Source organism: Mucilaginibacter sp., assembly GCF_965277465.1.
Classification (GTDB): domain Bacteria; phylum Bacteroidota; class Bacteroidia; order Sphingobacteriales; family Sphingobacteriaceae; genus Mucilaginibacter.
On the sequence record NZ_CBDICW010000001.1, the window covers coordinates 162,169 to 178,177 of the forward strand.

Below are 16,009 nucleotides of genomic sequence, written 5' to 3' on the forward strand. Positions count from 1 at the left end.
TTACGCTTTTCTTTTTTTGGTAAGCTATAGCTTATTATGATTTTTAAAGTTGTATATAATGTAGGCTGTTTTATCACCCACACTTATTGGCGATCTAAGCGTCATGGAGCTGCCATCATTACCGGCTACAACTAAAAGGTAACCTTCGGTTACTTTTTGAGCTTTATCGCCCTGGTAAAGTTTTTTGAACTGAAAGATCTGCCCACTGCCAGTACCGTTATTAACCGACCAGAATATAGTTTGCGATGTACCATTTGGTAAAGTATAAATACCATTACCGCTGTTGGTCAGTTTCCAGGTACTGCCAATAAAATCAGCAGGCGGGGCCTGGTCAAATACATTTTGAATAGCCTGCGGCACTATGCCATCGTAGCTAACATTATTAACCGTCCAGGTGCCAACAAATTTACCGCGCGATGCATTGTTTGATGATGCAGTAGTATTTTTAGTTGAAGAACAGGATGCAAAAATGAATATAAGCGCTAAAACTGTAACAGAGGTTTGAAATATTTTTTTCATGTTGTGTATTTATTTAACAGGTAATAAGCATAAACCCTGCCAAAAATATTATTTAATATTATAAAAGTGATGTAAAAACAGGCTTATACCTTGTCTTTACATTTTTCTAATACTTCAGCATAATAGTTTTCATACACAGGTAAAATATTTGCCAGGTCAAAGATCTTTGCGCGAGCAAGGGCATTTTCTTTAAAGGTTTGCAGGCGTTCTTCATCCTCTAATATATAGATCGCTTTTTCAGCCATCCCGTTAACATCACCTACATCCTTCAAAAACCCGGTAACACCATCAATATTCAATTCAGGCAAGCCACCTGCATTTGAGCTTATTACAGGCACTTTGCAAGCCATAGCTTCTAATGCCGCTAAACCAAAACTTTCAGATTGCGATGGCATTAAGAACAGGTCGGAAACGGAAAGTATCTCTTCTATCGCATCCTGCTTACCTAAAAACCTAACATCATCACAAACACCCAACTCACGGCTCAGCTCTTCGCAGTAGGAACGTTCAACACCATCGCCAACCATTAGTAGTTTAGCCGGTATTTTTTCAACCAGCTTGGCAAATATTTTTATTACATCCTCCGTACGTTTAACCTTGCGGAAATTTGAGGTGTGTACAATTATTTTTTCGCCCGATGGTGCAATGGCCTTTTTAAAATGATCTTTTGCTTTAAGGCTGAAACGGTTCAGGTCGATAAAGTTTGGGATCACTTTTATATCATTCTCTATCTCGAAAAAGTTATAGGTATCGTTCCTTAAATGTTCAGAAACTGCCGTTACCCCGTCGGATTTATTGATGGAGAAAGTAACCACAGGTTTAAAGGTCCTGTCTTTACCAACAAGGGTAATATCAGTACCGTGCAGGGTGGTTACCACCGGGATATATATGCCGTAGGTCATCAGTATCTGCTTGGCCATAAAAGCAGCCGAAGCATGGGGTATTGCATAGTGTACATGCAAAATATCCAGCTTTTCAAACCTAACCACATCAACCAGCCTGCTTGCCAGTGCCAATTCATACGGTGGGAAATCAAAAAGCGGGTAATTAGATACCGATACCTCGTGATAAAAAAGATTTTCAGAAAACAGGTCGAGCCGGGCCGGTTGATTATACGTAACAAAATGAACCTGGTGACCACGTTCGGCAAGTGCCTTGCCCAGTTCCGTAGCAACTACCCCGCTTCCCCCAAAGGTTGGGTAACAAACTATTCCTATTTTCATTGATTGTGATATGCTATATATTGGTAATGAAACTTATAAGGCTAAGTATATGTTTGGACCAAACTAAATTCATCACTGCAAGTTTAACAGCAATTTATGTGAATAGTGTTATACTGATGTAAAATGATTTTGAAGATAGCTGTTTGTAAAAACCTGCCCGAATAGGCAGAAATTAAAAAACGCTTAAACAACATCCTGAAAATTCTATACTTCCGTAAATCCTGATTCAGATATGATTCACAGTTTCATTACATCCCCTTTTGTATAGCCTCATAAACAACATCCTGTATACGTGGCCTTATATTAAGGCTAGATAGCTTGCTGCCCACATTAGGGTTTACCCGGTTTGATAAAAATATATACACCAGGTTATATTTAGGATCAACCCAAACGCAGGTACCCGTAAAACCGGTATGCCCATAGGTTTGCGGCGATGCTAATTTTGAGGGATAATGATGATCGGCAAGTGGATCCCATCTGTCAAAACCCAAACCACGGCGGCTTACCGGCGATTGCTTGGCTGTAAAAAGATCCACCGTTTCGGGCTTAATGTATTGAACACCTCCATAAGTACCGCGGTTAAGCACCATCTGGTACAAAATAGCCACATCATTGGCACTTGCAAATAAACCAGCATGGCCTGCAACGCCACCCATCAGGGCCGCAGTTGGATCGTGCACATAGCCATCAAGCAGTTCGTGGCGGTATTCGCGGTCATCCTCTGTAGGTACTATCTGGTACGGTGTAAAACGGTAAAGCGGTAAAAAGCCTGCCGTTTGCATACCTAATGGTTTATAAAATTGCTGCTGCACGTACACATTTTCGGGCGTGGCGGTAACCGTTTCCTCAATTTGCTGCATAAAACACATGCTCAAATCGCTGTATACATACTGTCCCCTGGTTTTTAGGGGCGAGTTCAGCATTTCAGGCCACATTACATCTTTAAAATAATCCTTCCTTAAAAAGTAATTATCATTCACCTTGGTTGGATAAGCGGCTGATGAATCTGTACTATGATCTGACGGTCTGATCTTATCGAATGAAGGAATATCAGGGATCAATCCTGCCTGGTGCAATAACAGCTCCCGAACGTGGATGTCATTTTTGTTGGTCTTTTTAGCCAATGGCAGATAGTCGCCAATGGTAGCATCTAAAGTTAACTTCCCCTGGTCGGTTAACTGCATGGCCTCAATAGTGGTAGCCGAAATTTTGGTCATGGATGCCAGGTCGAAAATATCTGTCAGCTTATCGGCCTGGGTTTTAGCATAGGTATGGTAGCCATAAGCTTTATTAAATATCACCTTACCATCTTTTATCACCAGCACCACGCAACCCGGTGTAGCCTGGTTAGCCATTGCTTCGTTGGCAATATTATCAATGCCGCTTAAATTGGCCGTACTAATTCCAGCAGCCTCGGGCACGGTGTATTGCAACCGCGTTTTGGTAGTGAGGAAACCCATATTGGCTTTATAAAAAGCCGAAACATCGCTGCTTAATTTTTGCGTTATGGCAACCCCGCCGAATATAGCCTGCGCGCTATAAAATGCAGAAACAGGTGATACCCTTTCTGCCCATATAATGGGCACCGCTACATTATTTAACTTAGCTAATGAAGCGCTGCTGCCAAACAAGGCAATAATCACATTCTTGATCTTTTGGTTCGAACTGATAAAGCCCATGATCTGCGGATTATTCAGATCGGCATCATTGAGCTGTATGATCAGCGTGTTATACCATTTTAAATCGGCCGATAAATTATCAAGGGTTTTAACGCCATTATAATCATTCCCGCTGTAAACGGTTACTTTGGTGTATTTATTAAGCAGGCTATCAAAACCCGTAGCATACAGGTTTGAAAAATGCACGCTGGCCACCCTTGCCTCGCCAATATCTTGAATAGGGATCAGGTACGATGCGTTGTTTAACAACACGGTGGTTTTTTCGGCCAGCTTTTCTTCGCTTAAATAGGATAAGCCACTAAGCGGTGGGTTTTGGGCACAAGCAGAATTAAATAAAACAAAGCCAAATAAAATCAGGGAGTACGACCGCCAGTTATTTTTTCTCATAAACCTTTTCTCCGTTTATAAACGTTTTTAAAACTTTAACGTTTGGCAAATCTGCTCCTTTTATTTTCATAATATCACTGTCAAGTATCACAAAGTCGGCGTACTTGCCGGGCTCAATGCTGCCTTTTTCCTTTTCTTCAAAATTTGCTTTGGCCGCCCAAATGGTCATGCCCTGTAAAGCCTGCTGCCTGCTTAGTGCGTTCTCCATCTGGAAACCCCCTTCGGGATAACCTTTCAAATCCTTGCGCTCCACAGCTGCATAAAACGTATACATCGGGTTAATATTTTCGACCGGAAAGTCGGTACCTAATGGCATCCAGCCGTTTTGCTCAAGCAGTTGTTTATAAGCATAAGCCGTTTTTAAACGTTTTGCCCCTAACCGTGTACCCGCCCAGTACATATCAGATGTGGCATGGGTGGGCTGTACCGATGGGATAATATTATAATCACCAAAGTATTTCATATCCTCGGGTGATATGATCTGCGAGTGCTCTATCCTCCAGCGGCGGTCGTTCTTGCCTTTTAATGCTGCCGCATAAATTTTGAGCATTACCCGGTTGGCCGAATCGCCAATGGCATGCGTACACATCTGGAAGCCTTTGGCTGCTAATTTGGTGGCAACCTCTTCAAAATGTTTCTGGCTGCTCAATAAAAAGCCCTTCCAGTTTTTTTGATCATCGTAAGGCTGCAGCAAGCAAGCACCCCTTGAGCCTAATGCACCATCGGCATAAACCTTAAATGCGCGCACATCAAGGCCAGGTGTTTTGTAAACGCCGCGTTTAAACAGGTATTCAAAATTTTCCTGATTGTCTGACAGCATTACGTACATCCGCATTTTCAATGCGCCTTTATGCTGCAGTTGCTCAATAGTATTGACCATGGTATAAGGCAAACCGCAATCATCGACCGTGGTTAAGCCTACGGCAAAGCAATTGGTTTGCGCATCTAAAAAAGCCGATTGCGTTATCTGGTCTGTCGGTGGTGGAATTTTGCGGGTAACTATACCTTGGGCATTGTCAATCATTATCCCGGTAAGCTTACCGTTTATAGTTTCAATTTTACCGCCGGCAATGGTTTGCCCCGGTTTAACGCCTGCTATATTTAATGCTGCCTGGTTAACAATTATGGCGTGGCCATCAATACGGCTCAATATCACCGGCCTTGCCGGGAACAGCGAATCAAGCTGTGCCTTATCCGGGAACTGCTTTGTAGTCCATTTATTCTGATCCCATCCGGCACCAACAATCCAGCCTTCGGGGTTTCTTTGGCCGTAGGCGCTTACTGAATCTAAAACTTCTTTCCAGCTTTTGGTTTTGGTAAGGCTGGCCTCCTGTAAACCCAAACCGTATTCATAAAAATGGGCATGCGCATCAATAAAACCGGGGTAAACTGATTTTCCTCCGGCATCAATTACCTCGCGGGCCTTGTATTTTTCTTCCAAAGTATCGGCTTTTCCTACCGCAATGATCTTTCCGGCACTTACTACAAAGGCATCAGCTGTCGAAAACTTACTGTCTACCGTATATACAACTGCATTTTTAATCAGCAGGTCGGCATTATAATCCTTTTGTTTACAGGCTGCTAACAGGATAAGCAGCACTGGTATTAATTTTTTCATGAGGCATGTATGGTAAAAAGATGTAAACTACAAAACTATATACAAAATCAAATACATAAAGTTATGCCGTCAAATAATTAATTTAGCAGCGGAATTGATCCGCCACATGGCGGAGAAGGGAATTTATACATAATGTCAGATATTATCCAGCTTTTACCGGACTCCGTTGCCAACCAGATTGCCGCAGGCGAAGTAGTGCAGCGACCGGCATCAGCAGTAAAAGAACTGATCGAGAACGCCATAGATGCGGGGGCCGATAAAATACAATTGATACTTAAGGATGCCGGTAAATCACTGATACAGGTGATTGATAACGGCTGCGGCATGAGCCTTACGGATGCACGTATGTGCTTTGAGCGTCATGCTACCTCAAAGATCCGCAAAGCCGAAGATCTGTTTGCCATCCGTACTATGGGTTTCCGCGGCGAGGCAATGGCATCTATAGCCGCAATTGCACAGGTAGAGCTTAAAACCCGCAGGCACGAGGATGAGTTAGGAACCTGCCTTACCATTGAAGGATCGGAAGTTTTGAGCCAGGTAGCCTGCTCGGCCAATACAGGATCGTCCATATCTGTCAAAAACCTTTTTTACAATACGCCTGCCCGCCGTAACTTTTTAAAAAGTAACCCGGTAGAGATGCGCCATATTATTGACGAGTTTCAGCGGGTGGCATTGGCTAACCCACAAATATTTTTTACCCTGCACCACGATGGGCAGGAGGTTTATCATTTACCGGGATCAAACCTGAAGCAGCGCATTATCCATTTATTGGGCAATAACTATAACGAGCGCCTTGTGCCTGTTGAAGAGGATACTATGGTGATTAAACTCCAAGGCTTTGTAGGCAAGCCCGAATATGCCCGCAAAACCCGTGGCGAGCAGTTCTTTTTTGTGAACAACCGCTTTATCCGCGATGCTTACCTTAACCATGCCGTACTGATGGCCTTTAAGGAACTGCTGCCCGAAGACACCTTCCCGCTGTATGTTTTATTTATTGAGATAGATCCTGCAAAAATTGACATCAATGTTCATCCTACCAAAACAGAGATAAAATACCAGGATGAGCAAACTATATACGCCATTATCCGCTCGGCAGTAAAACGGTCATTAGGCCGGTATAACATTACCCCAAGTTTGGATTTTGACCAGGAGAACAGTATTGAGCATTTGGTAACCCCAAAGCCCTTTGAAGAAATTGTTGCCCCAACCATATCATTTAACCCGGATTTTAATCCTTTTAATAACGACAGGGCGCCCCAGTATGATGCCCCGATACGCAACAGCAGCGGCAATTACCGCAGTGCTCCAATCCCATCAAACTGGGATACGCTTTACGAGATCAGCAAAAAAGAAGTAACTGTACAACACCAAATGCACGATGAAAAAAGCATTGAGGTGGATGACCAGGAAATTAACAAGCCAAGCGAGCGCCAGCTGTTCCAGATCCAGAACCGGTTTATCCTGTCGCAGATCAAATCGGGCTTTATGGTGATCAACCAGCAGGCGGCACATGAACGGATATTGTACGAACGCTTTTTACAGCAATTGCAAAACCACTCCGGCGTTAGCCAGCAAAGCCTGTTCCCGCAATCAGTTACGCTGAACAGCAGTGATTTTGAGTTATTAAAAGAACTTTTGCCGGATATCAGGGCCCTGGGCTTTGACATCCGCGAATTTGGTAAAAATACAGTGGTGGTTGAAGGAATCCCTGCCGATTTGAATAACACCGCCGAAACCGAGATATTAGAACACCTGCTGGAAGGCTTTAAAAATAACCAGTCGATATTAAAATTAGATAAGCGTGATAGCCTTGCGCGGTCATTAGCGCGTAACGCTGCAACAAAAATGGGTACCCGGATGTCATTAGAGGAAATGAACTTACTGATAGACCAACTTTTTGCCTGCCAAATGCCTAATGTTGCACTAAATGGCAAACTGGTAATTACTACCTTTACACTCACCGAATTATTAGAACGATTTGAAAAATAGCCAAAGGCTTAATTATATACTATGAACAGGCAATCACCCTTCGCCAATTTAACACCGGTTGTAAAAAACCTGCTGATCATTAACCTTATTTGTTTTATCCCCTTTATTGTTTTAAGTGATAATAACTACAACGATTTAGTGGTTAAAAATTTGGGGGCCTTTTACTTTAACTCGCCCTATTTTAAACCATGGCAGCCCATTACGTATATGTTTTTACATGGTGGCTGGGCACATATCCTTTTCAATATGTTCGCCTTGTTCTCTTTCGGGCCTATACTGGAGTATGCTATTGGCCCCAAGCGCTTTTTAAACCTGTATTTTATTTGCGGTTTGGGTGCTATTTTATTCCAGATGGCGGTACAGGCCATTGAGGTGCATAATTTAATCGGCAGTTTTATGGCTCCCTTCCATTTCAGCCTCAATGATCCTACCATCCCCGATCAGGTAAAAGCTATTTATTATTCACCTGTTGTTGGTGCATCGGGTGCTATATTTGGTGTATTGGTAGGTTTTGGTATGCTTTACCCCAACATGGAGCTGATGCTGATGTTTGTACCCGTACCTATTAAAGCCAAATACCTGATACCTGTTTATATTTTATTTGAGATCTACTCTGGTTTTGGACAGGCAGCCGGCGATAACGTGGCTCACTTTGCACACTTAGGCGGTGCCTTATTAGGTTTTATAATGATAAAAGCCTGGGGGTACAGAGGTTCCTGATGATGAAATAGTTAACAAATTATTGTCTATCTGTTTGTATATTGTAAAATAGAAATTGCAATACAACTTTTTCAAAAAATAGAAGTTATCAGCTTAAAGAATGATATAGTTTATGAACACCTGGCAAAGTATACAATACAAAATGTTGCGCTCCGGCAGCAAGCTTAACCTGTTGATAGGGATCAACATTATTGTTTTTTTGCTGATAAATATTCCGGGTACGCTGGAAACATTAATATTCAGAAGCAATGCCATCGCTAACTTCAGTAATGAGTATTTGCTGCTGCCTGCGTATCTGCCTAAACTGCTTACCCGTTTCTGGACACCGTTTACCTACATGTTTATGCACGATGGGGTATTCCACATTTTGTTTAACATGTTATGGCTTTACTGGTTCGGGCAAATTTTTGAAGAGTATTTAGGTAAAGATCGCACCTTAGGCCTTTATTTTTCAGGCGGACTTACCGGTGCGGCGCTTTTTATCCTTTCTTTTAATACACTCCCATTTTTTACCCATAACCATGCTGCCGAAGGTGCCATTATGGTTGGAGCATCGGCAAGTGTAATGGCAATTATAGTAGCCACCGCTACGCTACTGCCTGATCATACCATCTCGCTGATTCTCATCGGCCCGGTAAAGCTTAAATGGCTGGTACTGTTTTTTATAATTATTGACTTTTTAGGCATTACCGGCCTTAACGCCGGTGGCGAGCTATCACACCTTGGCGGCGCACTGATTGGCTATATCTATATTAAGCAATTACAAAAGGGGCATGACTGGATAGGCTCGGTAGCTACCCTCTTCAAACCAAAGTCAAAATTGAAGGTAGTGGTTAATAATACCTCCAGAAAATCAAATGATCTGCCGCGGCAAGAAGAAATTGACCTTATATTAGATAAAATTTCACGCTCGGGTTATGACAGCCTGAACAAACAGGAAAAGGAAATTCTATTCCGCGCAAGCAATAATGAAGGTTAAAGGCAAACTATCCTTTTTTGATACATTATTTTTATGGATAAATATTCTGCTGTGCCTTGCATTGCTGATTAGCTATCTTGCCCCCTTTGTCGACCCAAAAAAGATCTGGGTAATTGCTTTTTTTGGCCTTGCCTATCCCCTTTTGCTTTTAGGGAATATACTATTTATTGTGTTTTGGCTGCTGCGTAAAAAGTGGCTGGTTTTGCTCCCGATAATTTGTATTGCCATTGGGTATAATATGCTGCTGAATAATTTTGAATTGCATGGGCCATCTTCTATATCATACGGCAACAAAACCGTAATACACATGATGACCTACAACGTGCATAATTTTAAACGTTATGGGTCAAAGAACGATATATCAACCAAGCACGAGATATTACAGATCATTACCGAGCAGCATCCCGATATTATAGGTTTCCAGGAGTTTTATACCCGCAAGGCAGGACAGTATGATATGCGCGATTCTATCCTGAAAATAATGGGCACTACTTACTATTATTTTGAACCGGTTATAGCCAATAGCCAGGAAGCCATAGGCCTCGCCATATTTTCAAGATACCCGATAACCGCACATGGCCTGGTTACCCTGGCAAATAAATTAAGCGAAAACGCCTGTTTATATGTTGATGTTACCGTTGGCAGCAAACAGTTAAGGGTTTACAGCGTGCATTTACAATCCATAAAGTTTGACCCTGATGATTATAAGTACCTGAATGGCATTGCTAAATCGCAACAAAGCACCACTGATAAATCGTCGGTAAGGCGCATGGGGAGTAAGTTAAAGGCTGCCTTTATCAAACGCAGCGACCAGGTAGTTAAAATAAAGGAACATGCCGAGCAATGCCCTTATCCGTTTATTATATCCGGCGATTTTAATGATACACCGTCATCCTATGCGGTTAACCAAATGGCAAAGGGCTTAAAAAATGCCTTCCGCGAAGATGGCAGCGGCTTTGGCCGTACCTATAACGGCGATTTTCCTAATTACCAGATAGACTATATTTTGACAAGCCCCATTTTTGGCATAGCTAATTATCATATCATTGAAAAAAAGCTTTCGGACCATTACCCGGTTAGTGCCGATCTGCTGCTGAACTAAGCAGTTTTAACATTCATAACAGCTTTATAAATGGATTGCTTCGTCGATCCTCCCCGCAATGATATTCGCATTTTTATAAGCTTCCTTTTCAGGGTTTCACTATCCAAACAGTTCGCTGCTTAAATACCTGTCGCCCCTGTCGCAGCAAATAAATACAATAGTGCCCGAGCTTATCTCCTGCGCCAATTTAATAGATGCCGACATTGCGCCACCACTGCTCATACCGGCAAATATGCCTTCTTCCTTGGCAAGGCGGCGGGCCATAAGGGTTGCGTCCTCTTCCGAAATATCCATCACCCTGTCAACTCTTGATGCATCAAATATTTTAGGCAGATAAGCCGCCGGCCACCTGCGGATGCCTGGGATAGACGAGCCTTCGGTTGGCTGGCACCCCACAATCTGTATAGCCGGATTTTGCTCCTTTAAATACATTGAATTACCCATAATAGAGCCCGTAGTACCCATTGCACTTACAAAATGCGTTACCTGCCCTGCGGTATCGCGCCAAATTTCGGGGCCGGTACTTTTATAATGAGCCAGGTAATTATCGGGGTTAGCAAATTGGTTCAGTAAAAAAAACTTACCTGTTGCACCCTTTTCTTCAGCATAATCACGGCAAAGTTCTATCCCATCAAGCAGGGTAACTTTTGCGCCAAAGGCTTCCATAGTTAAGGTACGCTCGCGGGTTGAGTTTGATGGCATTACCAGTTCAATCTCCAGGCCAAAAAGGCTGGCTATCATGGCTAAGGCAATACCTGTATTACCGCTGGTGGCTTCTATCAGCTTGGTTCCGGGTTTAATATCTCCACGCTCAATGGCACTTTTTACCATGTTCAGCGCTGCACGGTCCTTAACGCTGCCACCGGGATTGTTCCCCTCCAACTTGGCAAAAATGCGCACGTTGGGGTTAGGGTTAAGTCGTTGTATCTCGGCCATAGGCGTGTTGCCTATCAGGTCAATTATTCCAGCCATACTGATTAATCTTTATTTTTATTATACACCGTAATTGCCGGCTTATGGTACACGGTTGAAGCAGGTGGAACACTTTTGGTTAACCATACATTGCCGCCAATAATACTGTTATGCCCTATCACGGTTTCGCCACCCAAAATAGTAGCACCCGAATAGATCACCACATTATCTTCAACCGTAGGATGGCGCTTGGTAAAGGCCATATCTTTGGCTACACTTAAGGCACCAAGCGTAACACCCTGGTAAAGCTTTACGTTTTTACCTATTTTGCAGCTTTCGCCAATTACAATCCCGGTGCCGTGGTCTATATGAAAATACTCATCAATTTGCGCAGCGGGGTGTATATCAATCCCGGTTTTTGAGTGTGCATATTCGGTAAGTATCCTTGGTAATAAAGGTACTTTGTAATTATAAAGGGTATGCGCTACGCGATAAATGGAGATAGCAAAAAAACCCGGATAGGTACGGATCACCTCAAACTCGGTTAATGCAGCCGGGTCGCCATTAAAAATGGCCTGTATATCGGTATTTAGCACCTGGTACAAACGCGGTATCTCGCCAAAAAAAGCTTTGGCAAGCTGTTCAATATCACAATCCTCGCAGGCTTTGGTGGCATTCATTATTAAGGCCAGCTCATTTTGCAGGCGTAAAAACTCGTCCTGCAGTTGTGCTACATCAGCAAAGATCTGTTTGGATTGTTCAGGAAACAATAAACGGATCAGCTGCAATGCCCAAGCCGTTATTTCATCGTTTGACGGAACGGCCTCTACATTGTGATGCTTATCAAATATCTGCCGGTAAAACTGCTCGTTCATTATTTATTTTGTGATTCAATATTGGGATGATCTGTGATCAAAGCCAAAACTTATGACAAAAATAAAGAATTTGCCGTTTGAGTTCCTACTAAAACCATAGACTTAATATTACAAGTGTATATAAAATATTGTTGTTGGTATGTAAAAAGGAAAGATAATAGTTTAGAGCTACAGTTTAGATGGACAGCCAATATCCCTTTAGCTCATTTATGTTATTTAAAAAAATTAAACCCTGCCACTTGTTTGGTGTCTATTATACACTATATTTACCTCACCAATAATTAAACCAATGACTACCAGACGATCATTTATCAAAACTTCGGCGGTTCTTTCTGCCGGATTGTTAGTGGCACCTAATTTATTTGCTTACGACAAAAAGTACATCGGCCTGCAATTATACACCGTTCGCGATGCTATGGCTGCCGACCCAATTGCCGCTTTGGCTAAAGTTGCGCAAATAGGCTACACATCTGTTGAGGGAGCTACCTATACCGGCACCGAAATGTTTTATGGTATGGATGCCCTAAAGTTTGCTAAGGTATTAAAAGATAACGGCCTGGTAATGCCAAGCAGCCATTATCGCCTGGGCGAAGAACTGGTTGACGGATCACAACAAAAAGGCACTTTACTAAACGACTGGAGCAAGGCTGTTGATGATGCTGCACAAGTAGGCATTAAATATATGGTATGTGCATACCTTTCAACTGCCGAACGCGGCAACCTTGATCATTATAAAAAAATTGGTGAAGATTTTAATAAAGCGGGCGAGATCTGTAAAAAAGCAGGCATCCAGCTTTGTTACCATAACCACGATTTTGAATTTATACAAGAGAACGGCAAATACCCTTACGAAATTTTACTTGCCGGTACAGATAAAGAATTAGTGAAAATGGAAATGGACCTGTACTGGGTAACCAAAGCCAACCAGGATCCTATTGCTTTAATTAATGAAAACCCCGGCCGTTTCCCGCTATGGCATGTAAAGGATATGGATAAAACTCCAACCCGTATGTTTACCGAGGTTGGTAACGGTATAATTGATTTCAAAAAAATATTTAAACATGCTAACAAAGCAGGCTTAAAGTATTTCTTTGTTGAGCAGGATAAATGCCCGGGCAACCCTTATGATAGCATTACGCAAAGCATAACTTACATTAAAAACAACTTAGTTTAAAAATAATCTCAAAATCAATCAACTCTGGCCGGGCTTCCAATTGGAGGTCTGGCTTTTTTTTATTTTTGTAATACAGAACTATACCATTTATATTGCCGTTAAATAAAGTGACCTTTAACTATTTATAGTATCCCCCTTAAAAAGGTTATTCAACAATAAATAATGCTTTAAAATAAATCGCATCCCTATTAAAATTTCGTAAGTATATTATGATCAAAATATCCATCTCCGGTTTTATAGTAGCTGCACTGCTTACTTTATTTGTACATACAGGTGCCAAAGCACAAACAGAGCAAAAAACATTAGCCGTTGGCGATGTGATGCCCGCCTTTTCGTTAACAGATCAGGATGGTAAAGTATTTAACAGTGCCGATTATGTGGGCAAAAGCATTTTAGTAATATACTTTTACCCAAAGGATGAAAGTATGGTTTGCACCAAAGAGGCCTGCTCTTTCAGAGATAGTTTTGACGATTTCACCAAAGCTGGTGCAAAGGTTATTGGTATAAATGGCGGTACTGTTGCCAGCCACAAAAGCTTCCGCGATCATTATAAACTGCCTTTTACTTTATTGAGCGACCCTGACAATAAGGTTTATCACAAGTTTGGCGTAAAAAATAAAATGTTTATGACCGGCCGCGAAACTTATGTAATTGATAAAAACGGTAAAATAGGGTTTGCTTATGAGGCCATGATGCAGGGTAAAAAACATGCTGATGATGCACTGGCTTACATAAAATCGCAAAAAAGATAAATAGCTGTACCCAAAGGCTCAGCAATAAATAAATAGTTATGCTTATTATATTAACGTTCTTCTTTTGTCACTGGTTCCTATCCTTATTCTTTCAAACATTTTTTTTGCATAGGTACGCCTCGCATAAAATGTTTAAGATGAATGCTTTTTGGGAGAAGACCTTTTACTTTTCCACCTTTATTTTCCAGGGATCATCATTTTTAAACCCGCGGGCATACGCAATAATGCACCGTATGCACCATGCCTACAGCGATACGGAGAAAGACCCGCATTCGCCGCATTTTATTAAGGATGTATGGGGGCTGATGATTAAAACCAAGAATATATACCTTGATTATTTAAAATTTAAGTTAGAGCCAGAGCCACAGTTTCGTGACCGTTACCCTACCTGGCCGGTAATTGATTATGTGGGCGATCTTTGGATAACACGTTTAACCTTTATAGCTTTTTATATTACTTTTTACGTGGTGTTTGCAACACATTGGTGGTTGTTTTTACTATTGCCAATCCACTTTTTGATGGGTCCTTTACACGGTGCAATTGTAAACTGGTGCGGCCATAAATATGGTTATTCTAATTTCGATAATGGCGATCACAGCAAAAATATGCTGCCGCTTGATTTTTTTATGATGGGCGAACTTTTTCAGAACAATCACCATAAAAAACCAAACGATGTAAACTTTGCCCAACGCTGGTTTGAGCTTGATCCATCCTTCCCAATTATTAAAATGATGCATTGGATGCATATCATCCGCTTACGGAAGCAGTTTGATGCTGCACCTGCCGATAAAGTGATTACCAAACCGGCGGATAGCTTTAGCCCTGCAAAAACAGGCGAGGCTTTGTTAAATGCCATTGAAGAACAGATCATTATACATAAAAGCACCTTAGCCCGACCAAAAATTAAATGATCACTGCATTAAAAGTATTTTTTAGCCTTCTTTTTGTATGGATGTGCTACCAGGTAATTAATACCAGCATTCACAGCAGCCTTTTTAAGGAGTGGGATTTTTTAGGTTCCATACCATGGATGCAGGCAACACTTTGGGATTTTTATGCCAATGTAACCGCCATTTTTTTATGGGTTTGCTACAAAGAAAAAAATATCGCTTTTAAAATAATCTGGTTAATATTATTGGTAGTTTTAGGCAGCATAGCAACTTGCGCCTATATACTTATACAGCTGTTTAAGCTTAAGCCCGGCGAAGGTTTAAAAGAATTTTTCAGTAAACAAAATGGATAGCCACTCATTACTTAGCGTAATTATTTATTGTTTAATAGCCTGCTGCGGTATTATGCTGTTAGTTTGGTTTTGGGCACACAAGATAAAAAACGCAGGGGTTGTTGATATTTTTTGGTCGTATAACTTCCCGGTTATCGCTATTATACTGTTACTGTTGGCCCCGGGTTTTGAAACACGTAAGCTGCTAATTTGCGGAATGGTTATCATAGCCGGATCGCGCTTAGGCACTCACCTTGCTGTGCGGATTGTTAAACATTTGGATGAGGAAGAAGGCCGTTACCAGCAATTACGTAAAGAGTGGGCGCCCAATCCCGACAGGAAATTTTTCTTTTTCTTTCAATTCCAGGCCATTTCAAATGTGTTATTGGCTGTTCCATTTTTTGTAATTGCATTTAACACGGCAACTGAATTATCACCTTATGAATATGCAGGCGCAGGCCTTTGGTTAATAAGTGTTTTGGGCGAAGCTATTGCCGATGCACAATTAGCCGCATTTAAAAAGGATCCAAAAAATAAAGGTAAAGTTTGCGATACGGGGCTTTGGGGCTATTCAAGGCATCCCAATTATTTTTTTGAATGGCTGATGTGGGTATCCTACTTCCTGTTTGCTTTAGGTTCGCCTTACTGGTATTTTGCCATCATCAGTCCGTCAATTATCCTGTACTTGTTGTTAAAGGTTACAGGCATACCCGCTACCGAGCAGCAATCGCTACGCTCAAAAGGCGAAGCTTTCAGAAAATATCAGCAAAAAACAAGCGTGTTTATACCGTGGTTTAAAAAAAGCTGACCAGAGAAATATAGCTAATAGCTCTAAATTTTCTATTTTTAAAATCCATT

15 protein-coding genes are annotated in these 16,009 nt (G+C 41.7%); 9 read left to right on the forward strand and 6 right to left on the reverse strand.

Features of this window, described 5'->3' with window-relative positions:
• Positions 1-24: 24 nt before the first annotated feature.
• The 4 genes from ACQY4U_RS00660 to ACQY4U_RS00675 all read right to left on the reverse strand — a co-directional run bounded on the left by ACQY4U_RS00660 (position 25) and on the right by ACQY4U_RS00675 (position 5,426).
• Positions 25-519 (reverse strand): hypothetical protein, encoded by a 495-nt coding sequence (locus ACQY4U_RS00660; RefSeq protein ID WP_428327427.1) that lies wholly within the window; start codon positions 517-519, stop codon positions 25-27.
• An 83-nt stretch (positions 520-602) separates the two neighbouring features.
• The gene (gene bshA / locus ACQY4U_RS00665) at positions 603-1,742 is read right to left on the reverse strand and encodes an N-acetyl-alpha-D-glucosaminyl L-malate synthase BshA (protein WP_428327428.1); all 1,140 of its coding nucleotides are present in this window, start codon (positions 1,740-1,742) and stop codon (positions 603-605) included.
• Positions 1,743-1,990: 248 nt separating this feature from the next.
• The gene (locus ACQY4U_RS00670; RefSeq protein ID WP_428327429.1) at positions 1,991-3,808 is read right to left on the reverse strand and encodes a serine hydrolase domain-containing protein; all 1,818 of its coding nucleotides are present in this window, start codon (positions 3,806-3,808) and stop codon (positions 1,991-1,993) included.
• Entirely contained in the window at positions 3,795-5,426 is a 1,632-nt protein-coding gene (locus tag ACQY4U_RS00675) for an amidohydrolase (RefSeq protein WP_428327430.1), read from the reverse strand. Before ACQY4U_RS00675 ends, ACQY4U_RS00670 begins: the two co-directional genes overlap by 14 nt.
• 132 nt (positions 5,427-5,558) lie before the next feature.
• Between ACQY4U_RS00675 and mutL the strand changes: the two genes are divergently transcribed.
• The 4 genes from mutL (at position 5,559) to ACQY4U_RS00695 (ending at position 10,216) form a co-directional block, all read left to right on the forward strand.
• Complete coding sequence (mutL, locus tag ACQY4U_RS00680; RefSeq protein ID WP_428327431.1) at positions 5,559-7,415, forward strand: DNA mismatch repair endonuclease MutL; 1,857 nt, start codon at positions 5,559-5,561, stop codon at positions 7,413-7,415.
• Positions 7,416-7,436: 21 nt separating this feature from the next.
• Entirely contained in the window at positions 7,437-8,135 is a 699-nt protein-coding gene (locus tag ACQY4U_RS00685; RefSeq protein WP_428327432.1) for a rhomboid family intramembrane serine protease, read from the forward strand.
• Between the two features lie 112 nt (positions 8,136-8,247).
• Positions 8,248-9,114 (forward strand): rhomboid family intramembrane serine protease, encoded by an 867-nt coding sequence (locus tag ACQY4U_RS00690; RefSeq protein WP_428327433.1) that lies wholly within the window; start codon positions 8,248-8,250, stop codon positions 9,112-9,114.
• Positions 9,104-10,216, forward strand: coding sequence for an endonuclease/exonuclease/phosphatase family protein (locus ACQY4U_RS00695; RefSeq protein WP_428327434.1), 1,113 nt, complete (start codon positions 9,104-9,106; stop codon positions 10,214-10,216). The genes ACQY4U_RS00690 and ACQY4U_RS00695 overlap by 11 nt, the downstream gene beginning before the upstream one ends.
• Before the next feature lie 99 nt (positions 10,217-10,315).
• On the opposite strand, the gene cysM is transcribed toward ACQY4U_RS00695, so the two are convergent.
• Positions 10,316-11,188: a cysteine synthase CysM gene (gene cysM, locus ACQY4U_RS00700; RefSeq protein WP_428327435.1), complete on the reverse strand. Its 873-nt coding sequence runs from the start codon at positions 11,186-11,188 to the stop codon at positions 10,316-10,318.
• A gap of 5 nt (positions 11,189-11,193) precedes the next feature.
• A complete protein-coding gene (gene epsC, locus ACQY4U_RS00705; RefSeq protein ID WP_428327436.1) occupies positions 11,194-12,003 on the reverse strand; it encodes a serine O-acetyltransferase EpsC in 810 nt (269 codons plus the stop codon).
• Between the two features lie 289 nt (positions 12,004-12,292).
• Between epsC and ACQY4U_RS00710 the strand changes: the two genes are divergently transcribed.
• The 5 genes from ACQY4U_RS00710 to ACQY4U_RS00730 all read left to right on the forward strand — a co-directional run bounded on the left by ACQY4U_RS00710 (position 12,293) and on the right by ACQY4U_RS00730 (position 15,959).
• Complete coding sequence (locus ACQY4U_RS00710; RefSeq protein WP_428327437.1) at positions 12,293-13,177, forward strand: sugar phosphate isomerase/epimerase family protein; 885 nt, start codon at positions 12,293-12,295, stop codon at positions 13,175-13,177.
• A 209-nt stretch (positions 13,178-13,386) separates the two neighbouring features.
• On the forward strand, positions 13,387-13,929 hold the full coding sequence (locus tag ACQY4U_RS00715) for a peroxiredoxin (protein WP_428327438.1): 543 nt from the start codon (positions 13,387-13,389) through the stop codon (positions 13,927-13,929).
• Positions 13,930-13,967: 38 nt separating this feature from the next.
• Positions 13,968-14,840, forward strand: coding sequence for an acyl-CoA desaturase (locus tag ACQY4U_RS00720; protein ID WP_428327439.1), 873 nt, complete (start codon positions 13,968-13,970; stop codon positions 14,838-14,840).
• Positions 14,837-15,172, forward strand: a complete 336-nt coding sequence (locus tag ACQY4U_RS00725; protein ID WP_428327440.1) for a DUF1475 family protein — start codon at positions 14,837-14,839, stop codon at positions 15,170-15,172. Before ACQY4U_RS00720 ends, ACQY4U_RS00725 begins: the two co-directional genes overlap by 4 nt.
• Positions 15,165-15,959, forward strand: coding sequence for a DUF1295 domain-containing protein (locus tag ACQY4U_RS00730; RefSeq protein ID WP_428327441.1), 795 nt, complete (start codon positions 15,165-15,167; stop codon positions 15,957-15,959). Before ACQY4U_RS00725 ends, ACQY4U_RS00730 begins: the two co-directional genes overlap by 8 nt.
• Positions 15,960-16,009: the final 50 nt, after the last annotated feature.

Bases quoted from the DNA above. Each gene is read 5' to 3' on its own strand.
- ACQY4U_RS00660 (WP_428327427.1), bottom strand. From the start codon at position 519: ATGAAAAAAATATTTCAAACCTCTGTTACAGTTTTAGCGCTTATATTC.
- bshA (WP_428327428.1), bottom strand. From the start codon at position 1,742: ATGAAAATAGGAATAGTTTGTTACCCAACCTTTGGGGGAAGCGGGGTA.
- ACQY4U_RS00670 (WP_428327429.1), bottom strand. From the start codon at position 3,808: ATGAGAAAAAATAACTGGCGGTCGTACTCCCTGATTTTATTTGGCTTT.
- ACQY4U_RS00675 (WP_428327430.1), bottom strand. From the start codon at position 5,426: ATGAAAAAATTAATACCAGTGCTGCTTATCCTGTTAGCAGCCTGTAAA.
- mutL (WP_428327431.1), top strand. From the start codon at position 5,559: ATGTCAGATATTATCCAGCTTTTACCGGACTCCGTTGCCAACCAGATT.
- ACQY4U_RS00685 (WP_428327432.1), top strand. From the start codon at position 7,437: ATGAACAGGCAATCACCCTTCGCCAATTTAACACCGGTTGTAAAAAAC.
- ACQY4U_RS00690 (WP_428327433.1), top strand. From the start codon at position 8,248: ATGAACACCTGGCAAAGTATACAATACAAAATGTTGCGCTCCGGCAGC.
- ACQY4U_RS00695 (WP_428327434.1), top strand. From the start codon at position 9,104: ATGAAGGTTAAAGGCAAACTATCCTTTTTTGATACATTATTTTTATGG.
- cysM (WP_428327435.1), bottom strand. From the start codon at position 11,188: ATGGCTGGAATAATTGACCTGATAGGCAACACGCCTATGGCCGAGATA.
- epsC (WP_428327436.1), bottom strand. From the start codon at position 12,003: ATGAACGAGCAGTTTTACCGGCAGATATTTGATAAGCATCACAATGTA.
- ACQY4U_RS00710 (WP_428327437.1), top strand. From the start codon at position 12,293: ATGACTACCAGACGATCATTTATCAAAACTTCGGCGGTTCTTTCTGCC.
- ACQY4U_RS00715 (WP_428327438.1), top strand. From the start codon at position 13,387: ATGATCAAAATATCCATCTCCGGTTTTATAGTAGCTGCACTGCTTACT.
- ACQY4U_RS00720 (WP_428327439.1), top strand. From the start codon at position 13,968: ATGCTTATTATATTAACGTTCTTCTTTTGTCACTGGTTCCTATCCTTA.
- ACQY4U_RS00725 (WP_428327440.1), top strand. From the start codon at position 14,837: ATGATCACTGCATTAAAAGTATTTTTTAGCCTTCTTTTTGTATGGATG.
- ACQY4U_RS00730 (WP_428327441.1), top strand. From the start codon at position 15,165: ATGGATAGCCACTCATTACTTAGCGTAATTATTTATTGTTTAATAGCC.